Genomic DNA, 15,835 nt, shown 5'->3' with positions numbered 1-15,835 from the left:
CCGGCGCCCCCGGTCCCGCCGCCCCGGGCGGTGACGTGGACGGGGCAGCTCTCCACCGCACCGTCGAGGCGGTCTTCCGGATCGAGTCGCCCCGGATCATCGCGGCCGTCACCAGGGTGGTGCGGGACGTCGGCATAGCCGAGGAACTCGCGCAGGACGCCCTGGTGGCCGCGCTCGAACAGTGGCCGGAGCGGGGTGTCCCCGACAACCCGGGTGCCTGGCTGATGACCGCCGCCCGGCGTCGCGCCATCGACCTGGTGCGCCGCAAGGAGCGGTACGCGCAGAAGCTGGCCGAGATGGGCCGCGACCTGGAGACCGCGGCGCCGCCCGTCGATGAGCCCGCCGACCCGGAGGACATCGACGACGACCTGCTGCGGCTCGTCTTCATCTCCTGCCACCCCGTGCTCTCCGCCGAGGCCCGGATCGCGCTCACCCTGAAGCTGCTCGGCGGTCTGAGCACCCCGGAGATCGCCCGCGCCTTCCTCGCCCCGGAGGGGACCCTCGCCCAGCGCATCGTCCGCGCCAAGCGCACCCTCGCCAAGAAGGGCGTCGCCTTCGAGGTGCCGTACGGCCCCGACCGCGAGGCCCGGCTCGGCTCCGTACTCGAAGTGATCTACCTGATCTTCAACGAGGGGTACGTCGCCACCGCGGGCGACGACTGGCTGCGCCCCGCGCTCTGCGAGGACGCGCTGCGGCTCGCCCGGGTGCTCCAGGGGCTGATGCCCAAGGAGGCCGAAGTGCACGGCCTGGCCGCGCTGTTGGAGTTCCAGCAGTCACGGACGGCGGCCCGCACCGGCGCCGACGGCGAGCCCGTGCTCCTCGCCGAGCAGAACCGCACCCGCTGGAACCGGCTCCTGATCCGCCGCGGCATGGCCGCCCTCGCCCGCGCCCACGCCTGCGGCGGCGCCCCCGGCCCGTACACCCTGCAGGCCGCCGTCGCGGGCTGTCACGCGGAGGCGCACACGTACGAGGACACCGACTGGGCGCAGATCGTCGCGCTCTACGACCTGCTCGTCGCCCGCACCGGGTCGCCGGTCGTGGAGCTCAACCGGGCGGTGGCCGTGTCCATGGCGCACGGTCCCGAGCCGGCCCTCGGCCTGGTCGACGCGCTCGCCGAGGCGGCCGGCCTCAGGGAGTACCACCTGCTGCCCAGCGTCCGCGGCGACCTGCTCGCCCGGCTCGGGCGCGGGGCGGAGGCGCGCGCGGAGTTCGAGCGCGCGGCGGCGCTCGCCCAGAACGCGCGCGAGCGTGAGCTGCTGCTCAAGCGGGCCGCGGAGCAGGGGAGCTGACGGGGCGCCCGACCAGCATCGTGGGCGCGTCCATGACCCGGGTGAGGAACACCGTCGCCGCGTTCGGCCCGGACAGCTTCATCTTGCGGCGCAGCTCCTCCGGCTCGACGCCCGAGCCGCGCTTCTTGACGGTCAGCACACCGACCTGGCGCTCACGCAGCAGTGCCCTCAACTTCTTCACGTTGAACGGGAGTTGATCGGTGATCTCGTACGCGGTGGCGAACCCGGTCGCGTACTCCGTGTCGCTCGTGACGTACGCGATCATCGGGTCGATCAGCCCGCCGTCGACCTCCCGCGCCACCTCGGCGACCAGGTGGGCGCGGATGACGGCGCCGTCCGGCTCGTAGAGGAAACGGCCCACGGGGCGCGGCTCCGGGTCCGGAAGGAAAGCCTCCGGCGGGATGCGCAGCGTGTGGCCGGCGGGCAGCAGGGTCGCGGCGAAGGCGCCGGGCACGATGCCCGCGCCGAACCACAGCACGGCCTCCTTCACATCGCCGCCGTCCGAGATCCACTCCGCCTCGGCGTCCTCCGGGACCGCCTCGTGCGGTACGCCGGGGGCGATCTTCAGGGCGGCGTGCGGGGCCCGGCGGGCCGCCTCGATCGCCCAGGACAGCGGCGGCGAGTACGCCTCGGGGTCGAAGATACGGCCGCGTCCGCCGCGCCGCGCGGGGTCCACGAAGACCGCGTCGTACCCGGCCGTGTCCACCTTGGTGACATCCGCGCAGCGCACCTCGATCAGCGCGTCGAGCCCGAGCGCCGCCGCGTTCGCGCGGGCCACCGCGCAGGTCAGCGGGGAGCGGTCGACGGCGAGCACGGAGAGGCCCGCGCGGGCGAGCGCGATGGCGTCGCCGCCGATCCCGCCGCACAGATCGGCCACCGTCCGCACGCCGAGCGCCTTGAACCGCTCCGCGCGGTACGTGGCCACGCTGGTACGGGTCGCCTGCTCCACGCCGTCCGGCGTGAAGTACATCCGGCGCGCGTCCTCGGCCCCGAACTTGGCGACCGCCCGCTGCCGCAGCCGCGCCTGGCCGAGCGCGGCCGAGACGAGGGCCGCCGGGTGGTCGCGGCGCAGCCGGGTGGCGAGGGCGAGTTCCTGCGCGGGGTCGTGGTCGCGCAACGCGTCGAGCAGCGCGCGCCCTTCGTCGGTGAGCAGGGCTTCGAATGCGGCGAGCGGGTCCAGATCGTTCACCGGCCCATTGTCGGTCAGGGCGCGGGGCGGGCGCCGGGGCGGCCCGGTGTCGGCCCGGTGTCGGCCAAGCGGTGGATCGTGCGGGTCCGGCGGCGGTGTCGGCGGAGTCGGGCGGATCCGCGCTGACAGGATCCGGCGCCATGCAACTAGTACGACAAAACGAAAAGTTCGTCAGAAACAGGGCCACACGGATCAGGGTGGGCATCGCCGTGGTCACCGCCTCCGCCCTGGCCTCCGGTTGCGCGGGCGGGGGAGGGCAGCAGGCGCCCGTACAGCCCGCCCATGGTCAGCAGCATGCCGACCAGGCCAAGAAGCGGGCCGCCGCCCATGTGGCCATGGTCGCGGCGGTCAAGCGCTGGAAGGTCGCGAAGATGCCGCTGGTCCCGCCCAAGCCGCCGACCGGCGCCGACAAGAAACGCATCAATACCCGTAAGGGTTTCGAGGTGGCCGGACAGAAGAACCTGCCACCGGTCTTCACCACCGTCCCCACCAAGGACAAGGTCGTCTTCCTCACCATCGACGACGGCGCCGAGAAGGATCCCGAGTTCCTCAAGATGATGAGCGAACTGAAGATCCCGTACACCGCGTTCCTCAGCAACTACCTGGTCAAGGGGAACTACGGCTACTTCAAGAAGATGCAGGCCCGCGGCGTGGGACTGAACAACCACACCCTCACCCACCGCTACATGCCAGGACTCTCCTACGCCCAGCAGAAGCGCGAGATCTGCGGCATGCAGGACGTGATCCAGAAGCAGTACGGCAAGCGGCCCGAACTCTTCCGCCCGCCCTACGGCAACTACAACCGCGACACCCTCAAGGCCGCCAAGGCCTGCGGCGTCAAGGCCGTACCGCTGTGGAACGCCGAGGCCTTCGCCGACCGCATGGACTGGCGCGAGTGGGACCGCGACCTGCACCCCGGCGACATCATCCTCACCCACTTCCGCGGCAAGGAGGACTGGAAGGGCACCATGCCCGACATGATCCGGCGCCTGCTCAAGACGGTGACGGACAAGGGGTACTCGATCGCCCGTCTCGAGGACTACCTGTGACCGCCGGGCTGCCGAGGGCCGGGCGGTGAGGCGCGCGCACCGGCTGCTCGCCGGGGTGCTGGCAGCCGGTGCGCTGGCGCTGACCGGCTGCGCCCAGTCGGTCGACCCGATCGAACGGCTCGGCCGCAAGGCGGCGCAGAAGGTCGAGGAACGCCGGGTGAGCACGGCCACCGCCCGCCGCTGGGGCCTGGACCGGCCACTCGCGCCCGCACCGAAGCCACCGTCGAAGAAACCCTTCGCGGCCGCGGGCCCCGGACTGCCCGCGGTGGTCGACCACGTCCCCACCAAGGACAAGGTCGTCTTCCTGACCTTCGACGACGGGGCCGAACGCGACCCCCGGTTCGTCCGCATGGTCAAGGAACTGAAGCTGCCGGTCAGCATGTTCCTGACGGATCGTGTGGTCGGGCCCGGCTACGCGCACTTCGGCAAGCTGCGTTCGGTCGGCGCGACCGTCCAGAACCACACCCTCGACCACCCCTACCTGCCCGGACTCTCGTACGAGGGGCAGCGCTGGGAGATCTGCGGCCAGCAGGAGAAGCTCAAGGAACGCTTCGGCGCCCAGCCCCGGCTGTTCCGGCCGCCGTACGGCGAGTACAACGACGACACACTGCGCGCCGCCGCCGACTGCGGCCTCTCCGCCATGGTCCTGTGGCGGGCTTCGATGCAGATCGACGACCTGCGGTACGCGGACGGCAGCCGGCTCGGCCCCGGCGACATCGTCCTCGCCCACTTCCGTGGCCCGGCCGAACTGAAGGGCGCCTCGCTCACCGAGATGACGGCGCGGATGCTGCGGAAGATCCAGGCCCAGGGGTACACGGTCGCGCGCCTGGAGGACTATCTCTGAGTGCCTTGTGCTGCGCCTTGTGCGTGAGGTCGACGCCTTTGGTGGGTGCCGGGAGGAGTGGGCTGTGTAGGCGTGATGGGCGCCGCGATTGGCACTCCGCTTGACCGAGTGCTAATCGCGGTCATAGTCTCGGCTCTGGCACTCCCCACTGGAGAGTGCCAACACAGCGACGGGCAGGTCCGGCACCCGCGACGACGGATCCACCTGGTCGCCACCTCAGACAGTTAACCCCGTGATCTCCGAAGGGGGAGGTCGGATCGTGACGACCACCAGCTCCAAGGTTGCCATCAAGCCGCTCGAGGACCGCATTGTGGTCCAGCCGCTCGACGCCGAGCAGACCACCGCCTCTGGCCTGGTCATCCCGGACACCGCGAAGGAGAAGCCCCAGGAGGGCGTCGTCCTCGCCGTCGGTCCGGGTCGTTTCGAGAACGGCGAGCGTCTGCCGCTCGACGTCAAGACCGGCGACATCGTGCTGTACAGCAAGTACGGCGGCACCGAGGTGAAGTACAGCGGCGAGGAGTACCTCGTCCTCTCGGCTCGCGACGTGCTCGCGATCGTCGAGAAGTAATTCACCGGTATTGCTTTTGAACTGCGCCCCTGGCCCCCGCGACCGCTAAGAAACCGGGCGTCGGGGGCGCAGTTCGTTTTTCGAGAGGACTGAATCAGCTCCATGGCGAAGATCCTGAAGTTCGACGAGGACGCCCGTCGCGCCCTCGAGCGCGGCGTCAACAAGCTTGCCGACACGGTCAAGGTGACGATCGGCCCCAAGGGCCGCAACGTCGTCATCGACAAGAAGTTCGGCGCCCCCACCATCACCAACGACGGCGTCACCATCGCCCGCGAGGTCGAGGTCGAGGACCCGTACGAGAACCTCGGCGCCCAGCTGGTGAAGGAGGTGGCGACCAAGACCAACGACGTCGCGGGTGACGGCACCACCACCGCCACCGTGCTCGCCCAGGCCCTGGTCCGCGAGGGTCTGCGCAACGTCGCCGCGGGTGCCTCCCCGGCCGCCCTGAAGAAGGGCATCGACGCCGCCGTCAAGGCCGTCTCCGACGACCTGCTCGACACCGCCCGCCCGATCGACTCCAAGGAGGACATCGCCGCCGTCGCCGCGCTGTCCGCCCAGGACAAGCAGATCGGTGAGCTCATCGCCGAGGCGATGGACAAGGTCGGCAAGGACGGTGTCATCACCGTCGAGGAGTCCAACACCTTCGGTCTGGAGCTGGACTTCACCGAGGGCATGGCCTTCGACAAGGGCTACCTGTCCCCGTACTTCGTCACCGACCAGGAGCGTATGGAGGCCGTCCTCGACGACCCGTACATCCTGATCCACCAGGGCAAGATCGGCTCGATCCAGGACCTGCTCCCGCTCCTGGAGAAGGTCATCCAGGCCGGTGGCTCCAAGCCGCTCCTGATCATCGCCGAGGACGTCGAGGGCGAGGCCCTGTCGACCCTGGTCGTGAACAAGATCCGCGGCACGTTCAACGCCGTCGCCGTGAAGGCCCCCGGCTTCGGTGACCGCCGCAAGGCGATGCTCGGCGACATGGCCACCCTCACCGGTGCGACCGTCATCGCCGAAGAGGTCGGCCTCAAGCTCGACCAGGCCGGTCTGGACGTGCTGGGCACCGCCCGCCGCGTGACCATCACCAAGGACGACACCACCATCGTCGACGGTGGCGGCAACTCCGAGGACGTCACGGGCCGCGTCAACCAGATCAAGGCCGAGATCGAGTCCACGGACTCCGACTGGGACCGCGAGAAGCTGCAGGAGCGCCTGGCGAAGCTCGCCGGTGGCGTCTGCGTGATCAAGGTCGGCGCCGCGACCGAGGTCGAGCTCAAGGAGAAGAAGCACCGTCTGGAGGACGCCATCTCCGCGACCCGCGCCGCGGTCGAGGAGGGCATCGTCTCCGGTGGTGGCTCCGCGCTCGTCCACGCCGTCAAGGTCCTCGAGGGCAACCTCGGCAAGGAGGGCGACGAGGCCACCGGTGTCGCCGTCGTCCGCCGCGCCGCCGTCGAGCCGCTGCGCTGGATCGCCGAGAACGCCGGCCTCGAGGGCTACGTCATCACCTCCAAGGTCGCCGAGCTCGGCAAGGGCGAGGGCTTCAACGCCGCGACCGGCGAGTACGGCGACCTGGTGAAGGCCGGCGTCATCGACCCGGTCAAGGTCACCCGCTCCGCCCTGGAGAACGCCGCCTCCATCGCCTCCCTGCTCCTCACGACCGAGACCCTGGTCGTCGAGAAGCCGGCCGATGAGGAGCCCGAGGCCGGCGGCCACGGGCACGGCCACTCCCACTGAGTGACTGACGGCGCCCCGGTGCGCGGGCGGCTCCCCGCCTGAGCACCAGTGCCCGTTCGTACGAAGCCCGGCCCCGCGTCCACCGCGGGACCGGGCTTCGTCGTGCGCGGCCTCGGCGCGTGGCCTGGCCCAGGCGGGTGACCCGGCGCGTGGCCCGGGTTTGGCGTGCCGGGCTGTGGCCGGGCTGTCGCCTGGCGCGGGTCCGACGGCCGTCGGACCTTGGCCGCCTTGCTGCTCGCGGTCGGTGCCTGGTCAGCGTGCGGCCAGGGTCAGGTCTCCAGCGCGTCGAGCGCGCCGAGTTGGGACATCAGCCCCAGCCGGTCGTACTGCCACCAGCTCTCGACGATCTTCCCGTCCTCGCGGCACCGGAAGACCGTGCACCCGGTCATGCTGACCTTCCTGCCGGTCGAGGGGATGCCGAGGAAGTCGCCCTTCTGTGTGGCGTTCCAGGTCCAGCGTGTGCAGACCCGGTCACCCTCGGAGATCTGGTCCTCGACGGTGAACGCGAAGTCGAACGCGCCGCGCCACATCTCCATCTCGCGCCGGATCGCGTCCAGACCGATGGTGTCCTGCTCGTTCGCCGGATCGTGGTCGTGGCAGTTCTCCGCGACCAGGTCGTTCAGCGGGGGCAGCTCGCCCGCGCTGCCGATCTCATCCAGCAGCCTGCGGACATTGGCCGCGTACAACTGCTCGTCACGGACGATGTCCAGGTCCGTGAACGTCGGCATCTCGTCGCAGAGAGCCACCATCTCCTGGAAGATCCGGTCGGTCTCGGGAAGCTTGGAGTTCCGCATCGCTTCCTCGTACGACGGGAACTCCACGATCTCGATGAAGTGAGAGTTGTCGGACCGGTCCTTCCCGATCAGATTGTGCGTCGCGGTCCGCTTGCCCTTGGTCTGCTCGACCCAGGTGTCCATGAGTCGGTTCATCTCGTCGAACCGACTGGTCCTACAGTCGATGACCTGCACGAAAGTCATGACGCCGCCTTCCAACCCCCCTGGTCAAAGGTGGGACACGTTCATTTTCCCACCGCTCCGGGACGGCGCCAGCGCTCTCACTGCGGGCCGTACTTGCGCCCCGTCTTCGCCGTCACCCCGCCGAGCAGCCCTCGCGGCGCCAGCTTCACCACTCCCATCAGTGCCTTGTAGCGCGGGTCGGGGATCGACAGCGACTTGCCCCGCGCCAGATCCGTCAGCGCCGCCGCCACCAGCTTGTCGGCGTCCAGCCACATCCACTTGGGGATGTTGTCGGTGCCCATCCCGGCCCGCTCATGGAACTCCGTACGCACGAACCCCGGGCACAGCGCCATCATCCGCACCCCGGACCCGGCCAGATCCTTCGCCGCCCCCTGCGTGAACTGCACGACCCACGCCTTCGACGCCCCGTACGTCCCACGCGGCACGAACGCCGCCACCGATGCCACGTTCACCACACCGCCCCGGCCGCGCTCCCGCATCCCGGCCACCGCCGCCGAGGTGAGCCGGAGCACCGCCTCGATGTGCACCTTCACCATCGTCAACTCCTCGGCCATGGGGACCTCGAGATAGCGCCCCTTGTTACCGAAGCCGGCGTTGTTGATCAGCAGATCCACCGGGTTCCGCCGGTCGCCGAGCCGCTGCTCGACCGCCGTGATGCCGTCCTCCGTGGCCAGGTCGGCACTGAGCACCTCCGCCTCGATGCCGTGCCGGTCGTGCAGTTCGGTGGCCTGCTCCTGGAGTCGCTTGAGGTCACGCGCGACGAGCACGAGGTTGTGGCCGTCGGCGGCGAGGCGGCGGGCGAAGGCGGCGCCGATGCCCGCGGTCGATCCCGTAATCAGAGCGGTAGTCATGGCCCAAGGCTAATGACCATGGGCCTCCCGCCCGTGCCCGGTGGGACCCGAGGCCTTTCCTCCTCTCTCCACTACGCCGAACTGCCCCATCAATCCGGCGTCTTCACGAGGGCGCGGGTAGCAGTGGCCCGTGTACGGCCTGTCGCCTCCTTCTCCTCCGGTACCTCCAACTCGCCCAGTCCAGCTGCCAGTTCAAGTGACGGCCGTTGCCGGCTGCCGCGGAAGTTGTCGATGAGGGCCCGCCGGCCCCGCGCCTTGCCCCGCCCTCTGTCTTCCCCATGCCTGCAACGATCCCCGCGAACACCCCGTCCAGGCATCAGGAACACCCCTGAACCGACCCCGTCACACCCCCTACGGGATCGCTCCAACAGGCCGCCCGTTACTCGGGGTTGCCGTACTTCTCCACGTAGGCCCGAGCGGCTGAAGCGGACTCCGGATGCAGCGCGTCCCCCGCGGCCAGCAGCCGGGGGAGTAGCGCCCGTTCGGTGGTGGCAGACCTGAACTGCAGGGCGACGGTCACCTCGTGAGCCGGTGTGTGCACGATCTCGATCGTGTCGCCGGCCCTGATCTCGCCCGGCTCGACGACGCGGAGATACGCGCCGGGAGCGCCGTTCTGCGTGAAGCGCCGCACCCAGCCCTTCTCCCCGAGGTGCCCCGCGAACGTCCGGCACGGAATCCGCGAGGACGTCACCTCCAGCAGAACGTCGGAGCCGATCCGCCAGCGCTCGCCGATCTTCGCGCCGCTCACGTCCACGCCGGAGGTGGTGAGGTTCTCGCCGAACGCGCCGTCGGCGAGCGGCCGTGCGAGCTCGTCCTGCCACGCGTCCAGATCCTCGCGGGCGAAGGCGTAGACCGCCTGGTCGTCACCGCCGTGATGGCGAAGGTCGGCGATCACATCACCGGCGAGCCCGCTGCCGGCACTGCCCTTCGGGCCGGGCGCGACCACCCGCACCGGCCCTTCGGCGGGCTGCTTGTCGATCCCGGTGCCGCCCGACGGGGCGTCGGTGTATTCGACGGACTTGAGCCGTCCCACGTTTACCGAAAGAAGCTGCATGCCCGCACGCTAGGCGACAGAAAGCCAAAGCGTCGACGCAATATTCGCCTATCTCTCCAAGCGTGACTTATGCTCGATGGATGATCGAGGCCCGCCATCTCCGTGTGCTCCGCGCCGTCGCCGCGACCGGCTCCTTCTCAGCGGCAGCCCGCGAGCTCGGCTGCACACAGCCGGCCGTCAGCCAGCAGATGAAGGCGCTCGAACAGTCCACCGGCACCCCGCTGCTCATCCGCGCGGGCCGCGAAATGCGCCTGACCCAAGCGGGCGAGGCCCTGGTCCGGCACGCCGCGGGCATCCTCGCGGGCCTGACCGCCGCCGAGGAGGAGGTCGCTGCCATCGCGGGCCTGCGGGCCGGCCGGGTCCGCCTCGTCTCCTTCCCCAGCGGCAGCTCCACGCTCGTCCCCACCGCACTCGCCGCCCTGCGCGCCGCCCACCCCGGCACCCGCGTCTCCCTCGTGGACGCCGAACCGCCGCGTTCGGTGGAGATGCTCCGGGAGGGCGACTGCGACGTGGCCCTCGCCTTCCGCTACGACGGCGCGCACGCCACGGAGGACTGGAGCGACCTGGTCCTACGGCCGCTCTTCGCCGACCGCCTCGTCGGCCTGGTCCCGGAGGGTCACCGCCTCGCCGAGTCGACCTCGGTCGCCATCGGGGAACTCGCGGCCGAGCCGTGGATCGCCGGCTGCCCGCGCTGCCGCCGCCAACTCGTGGAGGTCTGCGAGGGAGCCGGTTTCACCCCGCGTATCGACTTCGCGACGGACGACTACCCGGCGGTGATCAGCCTGGTGGGAGCGGGGCTCGGCGTCGCGGTGCTGCCGGAGCTCGCGCTGGAGTCGGTGCGCCCCAAGGGTGCCCGCGCGGTGGCGGTGGAACCCGCCGTGCGCCGCGAGATCGTCGCCCTCACCCTGCCCGACCTGGCCAATGTGCCCGCGGTCGCGGCCACCCTCGACGAGCTCGCGGCGGCCGCGAGCCGCTGACCTCCGCTCCGCACACACCTGCGCCGCCCGTCGTGCGGTGCCGGGCGGCGCAAGTGCAGAAACGTTCCTTCGTATGTGTTCGGGGCCGGAGTCAGCGCCCCGAACCACCCGCGACCGACGTCGCGGAGGCCGTGACCAGACGGTTGCGCGCTCGACCCATGAGTTCCTCGCGTTCGTCCTCGGTGAGTCCACCCCATACGCCGTACGGCTCTCGTACGGCGAGGGCGTGCGCGGCGCACTCCGCGCGCACCGGGCACCTCATGCAGACCTCTTTGGCCGAGTTCTCACGAGCGCTTCGCGCGGCACCCCGCTCGCCTTCCGGGTGGAAGAACAGCGAGCTGTCCACCCCGCGGCAGGCTGCCAGCAGCTGCCAGTCCCACAGATCGGCGTTCGGTCCGGGAAGGCGGGAGAAATCTGCCATTGCGTGTCCCCTTGCAACCTGAGATGAGCGGAATCTGCACCCATGACCGTACATCTACTGTCGGAGTAGATGAAAATATGACTCATGGCGAATCTAGCCACAGACACCACGAAAAGGGAAGAAAAGCCGCTAAATGGGGCATAGTTCAAGGCAATGTTTCGGTGACCTGCAGTACCTGTGCTGTGTTCGGCCCCTCACGTAGAGTGCCGAAGAGGGCACGCTGACCCGTAACTCTTTCGAGTGACCGTCGTTGAGAGTGCGAGGCGGTTGAAAATGGGAGCGCTCGGGCAGGTGTCCGAGGGCGTCAATCGCACAGGTGACGATTCGTACCAGCCTGGAGGCTCAAGGTGACGCGCAGCAGCTGTGAGAGCCGCGGGGGACATTCATGACATCCGTCCTCGTCTGCGACGACTCCCCGCTTGCCCGAGAGGCGCTCCGTCGCGCGGTTGCGACCGTGCCCGGCGTAGAGCGTGTGACGACGGCGGCCAACGGCGAGGAAGTCCTCCGCCGCTGGGGTGCCGACCGCTCGGACCTGATTCTGATGGACGTACGCATGCCCGGTCTGGGGGGCGTCGAGACCGTACGCCGACTGCTCTCCGCAGACCCCGGTGCCCGGATCATCATGCTGACCGTCGCCGAGGATCTCGACGGCGTCGCGCTCGCGGTCGCCGCGGGTGCCCGCGGCTATCTGCACAAGGACGCCTCGCGCGCCGAGCTGCGGGCCACGGTCACGCAGGCCCTCGCGGACCCGACGTGGCGGCTCGCCCCGCGACGGCTCCGCTCGGCCGAGATGGGGGCGGCACCGACGCTCACCGCGCGTGAGATCCAGGTGCTCGAGGGAATGAGTCACGGCCGGTCCAACGCCGAGATCGGGCGCGAGCTGTTCCTCTCCGAGGACACGGTCAAGACGCACGCGCGCAGGTTGTTCAAGAAGCTCGGCGCCTCGGACCGCGCGCACGCGGTGGCGCTCGGCTTCCGCTGGGGCCTGGTCCGCTAAAAGTGCGCCGCCGCGCGCGTTCCGTGTCGTCGTCAGCGTGTCCCGCCCGCCTCAGCGCGGGTGGGACGACGCACGTCAGACAGCATGGAAGGCTCGGGCGGCGTCGGCCGTTCCGGCGGTGCCGACGGCTCCGTCCACGGTTTTCTGCGCGATGCCGCATCCTTGAGGTGTGGAGTTCCTTGGGGACGATTCGATCGAGCGGGAGGGGAGGGCGCAGGAGATGAGTTCCGGCGCACCTGCTCATAACGCTTCGGTGCACAACTACGGACGCGGTGCCACGGATCGGCAGGCGCCAAGGCACCATGGACCGATGCGTGACGACGAGGCTGCTGCCGCCCAAGGGGCCATCGGGGCTCTCGTCCGCCGCGCCGTCGAAGGTGACGAGCAGGCCACGCACGACCTCCTGGCCCGCGTGCACCCGCTCGCGCTGCGCTACTGCCGCACCCGGCTGTCCCGACTTCCCGGTGACGCACGGCACTTCGTGGAGGACCTCGCCCAGGAAGTGTGCGTAGCCGTACTCCTGGCGCTGCCCCGCTATCGCGACACAGGGCGCCCCTTCGAGGCCTTCGTCTTCGCCATCGCCGGGCACAAGGTCGCCGATCTCCAGCGCGCCGCGATGCGCCACCCGGGCTCCACGGCCGTGCCGTCCGACGAGATGCCCGAGCGGCCCGACGACTCCCTGGGCCCCGAGGAGCGGGCGCTGCTCAGCAGCGACGCGGCCTGGGCGAAGAAGCTCCTCGCCAACCTGCCGGAGAACCAGCGCGAACTGCTGCTGCTCCGGATCGCCGTCGGCCTCACCGCCGAGGAGACCGGACAGATGCTGGGGATGTCACCCGGCGCCGTCCGAGTCGCCCAGCACCGCGCTCTGAGCCGGCTGCGCGCCCTCGCCGAGCAGTGAGACAGCCCGGCCCCTGACTTCGACGCGAGCGACGGCGCAGGACGCTGTCCCCGTGGTCGTAGGAACACACAACGATCGTCGTCCATTGTGATGCGATCGTGGAATGAACCGCCCCCGCGGGCCGTTAGCATGGTGGTCCGCGCCTGGCAAGAGCATTGGGGAAGGTGTCATGAGTGACAACGTCGACGGAGCACCCGAGAAATTCGCGATGCTCGGGCTGACATACGACGACGTCCTGCTGCTGCCGGGCGCCTCCGAAGTCCTGCCGAACAAGGTGAGCACGGCCTCGCGCGTCTCGCGCAACGTCTCGGTGAACATCCCGCTGCTCTCCGCCGCGATGGACAAGGTCACCGAGGCCCGTATGGCCATCGCCATGGCCCGTCAGGGCGGCGCCGGTGTGCTGCACCGCAACCTGTCCATCGAGGACCAGGCCAACCAGGTCGACCTGGTCAAGCGCTCCGAGTCCGGCATGGTGACCGACCCGATCACGGTCTCGCCGGACGCGACGCTGCGTGACGCGGACGCGCTGTGCGCCAAGTTCCGCATCAGCGGCGTGCCGGTCACCGACGGCGCGGGCAAGCTGCTCGGCATCGTCACCAACCGCGACATGGCCTTCGAGGTGGACCGCTCCCGCCAGGTCCGCGAGGTCATGACGCCGATGCCGCTGGTCACCGGCAAGGTCGGCATCTCCGGCGAGGACGCCATGGAGCTCCTCCGCCGCCACAAGATCGAGAAGCTGCCGCTCGTCGACGACGGCGGCATCCTCAAGGGCCTCATCACGGTCAAGGACTTCGTGAAGGCCGAGAAGTACCCCAACGCCGCGAAGGACGCTGAGGGTCGCCTGGTCGTCGGCGCGGCGGTGGGTGTGGGCGATGAGGCGTACGACCGCGCGCAGGCGCTTGTGGAGGCCGGTGCGGACTTCCTCGTCGTGGACAGCGCGCACGGCCACAGCCGCGGCATCCTCGACATGATCGCCAAGCTGAAGACCAACATCACCATCGACATCGTCGGCGGTAACGTCGCCACGCGTGAAGGCGCCCAGGCCCTGATCGACGCCGGTGTCGACGGCGTGAAGGTCGGTGTCGGACCCGGCTCGATCTGCACCACGCGCGTAGTGGCCGGAATCGGCGTCCCGCAGGTCACCGCGATCTACGAGGCCGCCAAGGCGTGCCACGACGCGGGCGTCCCGCTCATCGGAGACGGCGGCCTGCAGTACTCCGGCGACATCGCCAAGGCCATCGCCGCCGGCGCCGACACGGTGATGCTCGGCTCGCTGCTCGCGGGCTGCGAGGAGTCGCCGGGCGAGATGGTGTTCATCAACGGCAAGCAGTTCAAGTCGTACCGCGGCATGGGCTCGCTCGGCGCCATGCAGTCGCGCGGCCAGGCCCGGTCCTTCTCCAAGGACCGCTACTTCCAGGACAACGTCCTGTCCGAGGACAAGCTCGTGCCCGAGGGCATCGAGGGCCAGGTGCCGTACCGTGGCCCGCTGTCCTCGGTCGCGCACCAGCTGGTCGGCGGACTGCGCGCCTCCATGGGGTACGTCGGCTCGGCCGACATCCCCGAGCTCAAGGCCAAGGGCCGGTTCGTCCGGATCACCTCGGCCGGGCTCAAGGAGAGCCACCCGCACGACATCTCGATGACCGTCGAGGCCCCCAACTACGCGCGCCGCTGACCTGCGGGCACGTACCGGGAGCACACTCTGAGGCCCGTGGGTACTACGCCCGCGGGCCTCGGCATGTGCGTCGGGGATACTGGAAGACGCAGACCGGAGAGTGGAAAGGCCACAGAACGTGACTGAGATCGAGATCGGGCGCGGCAAGCGCGGCCGCAGGGCGTACGCGTTCGACGACATCGCCATCGTGCCGAGCCGCCGTACGCGGGACCCGAAGGAGGTCTCGATCGCATGGCAGATCGACGCCTACCGCTTTGAACTGCCGTTCCTCGCGGCCCCCATGGACTCCGTGGTCTCGCCGCAGACGGCGATCCGGATCGGAGAGCTGGGCGGCCTCGGCGTGCTCAACCTCGAGGGGCTGTGGACCCGGCACGAGGACCCGCAGCCGCTGCTCGACGAGATCGCCGAGCTCGACCCGGAGACCGCGACCCGGCGCCTGCAGGAGATCTACGCGGCGCCGATCAAGGAAGAGCTGATCGGCCAGCGCATCAAGGAGGTGCGCGACTCGGGTGTCGTCACCGCCGCCGCCCTGTCGCCGCAGCGCACCGCGCAGTTCTCCAAGGCCGTCGTGGACGCGGGCGTCGACATCTTCGTGATCCGCGGTACGACGGTGTCGGCCGAACACGTGTCGGGCGCCGCCGAGCCGCTGAACCTGAAGCAGTTCATCTACGAGCTGGACGTGCCGGTGATCGTCGGCGGCTGCGCCACGTATACGGCGGCGCTGCACCTGATGCGTACCGGTGCCGCCGGTGTGCTCGTCGGCTTCGGCGGTGGCGCCGCGCACACCACGCGTAACGTCCTCGGCATCCAGGTGCCGATGGCGACCGCCGTCGCTGACGTCGCCGCGGCCCGCCGGGACTACATGGACGAGTCCGGTGGCCGGTACGTGCACGTCATCGCCGACGGTGGTGTGGGCTGGTCCGGCGACCTGCCCAAGGCCATCGCGTGCGGTGCCGACTCGGTGATGATGGGCTCCCCGCTGGCCCGCGCCACGGACGCGCCCGGCAAGGGCCACCACTGGGGCATGGAGGCCGTCCACGAGGACGTGCCGCGCGGCAAGAAGGTCCACCTGGGCACGGTCGGCACGACCGAGGAGATTCTCACCGGTCCCTCGCACTCGCCCGACGGGTCGATGAACTTCTTCGGCGCCCTGCGGCGTTCGATGGCGACGACCGGTTACAGCGAGCTCAAGGAGTTCCAGCGGGTCGAGGTGACGGTCGCGGACTCGGTGCACCGCCGCTGAGCCGCTGCCGTCAGCAGCCATATGCAGCTGTAAACAGGCACATAGAGAGGGGCCGTACCGCGTCGCGCGGTACGGCCC

General features: G+C 70.0%; 15 protein-coding genes. 10 read left to right on the top strand and 5 right to left on the bottom strand.

Annotated features, from left to right (window positions below):
- The first annotated feature begins 35 nt into the window (after window positions 1-35).
- The gene (locus tag GUY60_RS20355; RefSeq protein WP_161699887.1) at window positions 36-1,289 is read left to right on the top strand and encodes an RNA polymerase sigma factor; all 1,254 of its coding nucleotides are present in this window, start codon (window positions 36-38) and stop codon (window positions 1,287-1,289) included.
- Here GUY60_RS20355 and GUY60_RS20350 read toward each other — a convergent pair.
- Window positions 1,261-2,478, bottom strand: coding sequence for a THUMP-like domain-containing protein (locus GUY60_RS20350; RefSeq protein ID WP_312866363.1), 1,218 nt, complete (start codon window positions 2,476-2,478; stop codon window positions 1,261-1,263). The genes GUY60_RS20355 and GUY60_RS20350 overlap by 29 nt on opposite strands.
- 140 nt (window positions 2,479-2,618) lie before the next feature.
- Here GUY60_RS20350 and GUY60_RS20345 point away from each other — a divergent pair, with 140 nt between their 5' ends.
- From GUY60_RS20345 to groL, 4 genes are all read left to right on the top strand, one after another.
- Window positions 2,619-3,527: a polysaccharide deacetylase family protein gene (locus GUY60_RS20345; RefSeq protein ID WP_161699885.1), complete on the top strand. Its 909-nt coding sequence runs from the start codon at window positions 2,619-2,621 to the stop codon at window positions 3,525-3,527.
- 25 nt (window positions 3,528-3,552) lie between these two features.
- Window positions 3,553-4,371, top strand: coding sequence for a polysaccharide deacetylase family protein (locus GUY60_RS20340; RefSeq protein WP_161699883.1), 819 nt, complete (start codon window positions 3,553-3,555; stop codon window positions 4,369-4,371).
- Window positions 4,372-4,630: 259 nt separating this feature from the next.
- Window positions 4,631-4,939, top strand: a complete 309-nt coding sequence (gene groES / locus GUY60_RS20335) for a co-chaperone GroES (RefSeq protein WP_010471835.1) — start codon at window positions 4,631-4,633, stop codon at window positions 4,937-4,939.
- A 102-nt stretch (window positions 4,940-5,041) separates the two neighbouring features.
- Window positions 5,042-6,667: a chaperonin GroEL gene (groL, locus tag GUY60_RS20330; protein ID WP_161699881.1), complete on the top strand. Its 1,626-nt coding sequence runs from the start codon at window positions 5,042-5,044 to the stop codon at window positions 6,665-6,667.
- A gap of 269 nt (window positions 6,668-6,936) precedes the next feature.
- Here groL and GUY60_RS20325 read toward each other — a convergent pair whose 3' ends face one another.
- The 3 genes from GUY60_RS20325 to GUY60_RS20315 all read right to left on the bottom strand — a co-directional run bounded on the left by GUY60_RS20325 (window position 6,937) and on the right by GUY60_RS20315 (window position 9,549).
- Complete coding sequence (locus GUY60_RS20325; RefSeq protein WP_161699879.1) at window positions 6,937-7,644, bottom strand: ester cyclase; 708 nt, start codon at window positions 7,642-7,644, stop codon at window positions 6,937-6,939.
- A gap of 77 nt (window positions 7,645-7,721) precedes the next feature.
- Window positions 7,722-8,495, bottom strand: coding sequence for an SDR family NAD(P)-dependent oxidoreductase (locus GUY60_RS20320; RefSeq protein ID WP_161699877.1), 774 nt, complete (start codon window positions 8,493-8,495; stop codon window positions 7,722-7,724).
- A gap of 379 nt (window positions 8,496-8,874) precedes the next feature.
- Window positions 8,875-9,549, bottom strand: coding sequence for an MOSC domain-containing protein (locus tag GUY60_RS20315; RefSeq protein ID WP_161699875.1), 675 nt, complete (start codon window positions 9,547-9,549; stop codon window positions 8,875-8,877).
- Window positions 9,550-9,629: 80 nt separating this feature from the next.
- Here GUY60_RS20315 and GUY60_RS20310 point away from each other — a divergent pair, with 80 nt between their 5' ends.
- Window positions 9,630-10,526, top strand: a complete 897-nt coding sequence (locus GUY60_RS20310) for a LysR family transcriptional regulator (RefSeq protein ID WP_161699874.1) — start codon at window positions 9,630-9,632, stop codon at window positions 10,524-10,526.
- 91 nt (window positions 10,527-10,617) lie between these two features.
- Here GUY60_RS20310 and GUY60_RS20305 read toward each other — a convergent pair whose 3' ends face one another.
- Window positions 10,618-10,947, bottom strand: coding sequence for a WhiB family transcriptional regulator (locus GUY60_RS20305; protein ID WP_161699872.1), 330 nt, complete (start codon window positions 10,945-10,947; stop codon window positions 10,618-10,620).
- Window positions 10,948-11,332: 385 nt separating this feature from the next.
- On the opposite strand from GUY60_RS20305, the gene GUY60_RS20300 reads away from it, so the two are divergent.
- The 4 genes from GUY60_RS20300 (at window position 11,333) to GUY60_RS20285 (ending at window position 15,757) form a co-directional block, all read left to right on the top strand.
- On the top strand, window positions 11,333-11,944 hold the full coding sequence (locus GUY60_RS20300; protein ID WP_003948568.1) for a response regulator transcription factor: 612 nt from the start codon (window positions 11,333-11,335) through the stop codon (window positions 11,942-11,944).
- A gap of 310 nt (window positions 11,945-12,254) precedes the next feature.
- Window positions 12,255-12,842 carry a sigma-70 family RNA polymerase sigma factor gene (locus tag GUY60_RS20295; protein WP_281368526.1) on the top strand — a complete coding sequence of 196 codons (588 nt, stop codon included), beginning with the start codon at window positions 12,255-12,257 and terminating at the stop codon, window positions 12,840-12,842.
- Between the two features lie 169 nt (window positions 12,843-13,011).
- Window positions 13,012-14,514 (top strand): IMP dehydrogenase, encoded by a 1,503-nt coding sequence (guaB, locus tag GUY60_RS20290; RefSeq protein ID WP_161699868.1) that lies wholly within the window; start codon window positions 13,012-13,014, stop codon window positions 14,512-14,514.
- 118 nt (window positions 14,515-14,632) lie between these two features.
- The gene (locus GUY60_RS20285) at window positions 14,633-15,757 is read left to right on the top strand and encodes a GuaB3 family IMP dehydrogenase-related protein (protein ID WP_161699866.1); all 1,125 of its coding nucleotides are present in this window, start codon (window positions 14,633-14,635) and stop codon (window positions 15,755-15,757) included.
- Window positions 15,758-15,835: the final 78 nt, after the last annotated feature.

The organism is Streptomyces boluensis, from assembly GCF_009908195.1.
Classification (GTDB): Bacteria; Actinomycetota; Actinomycetes; order Streptomycetales; family Streptomycetaceae; genus Streptomyces; species Streptomyces boluensis.
The sequence above is the reverse complement of the archived record's forward strand: the minus strand, read 5'-3'. Positions and strand labels throughout refer to the sequence as shown.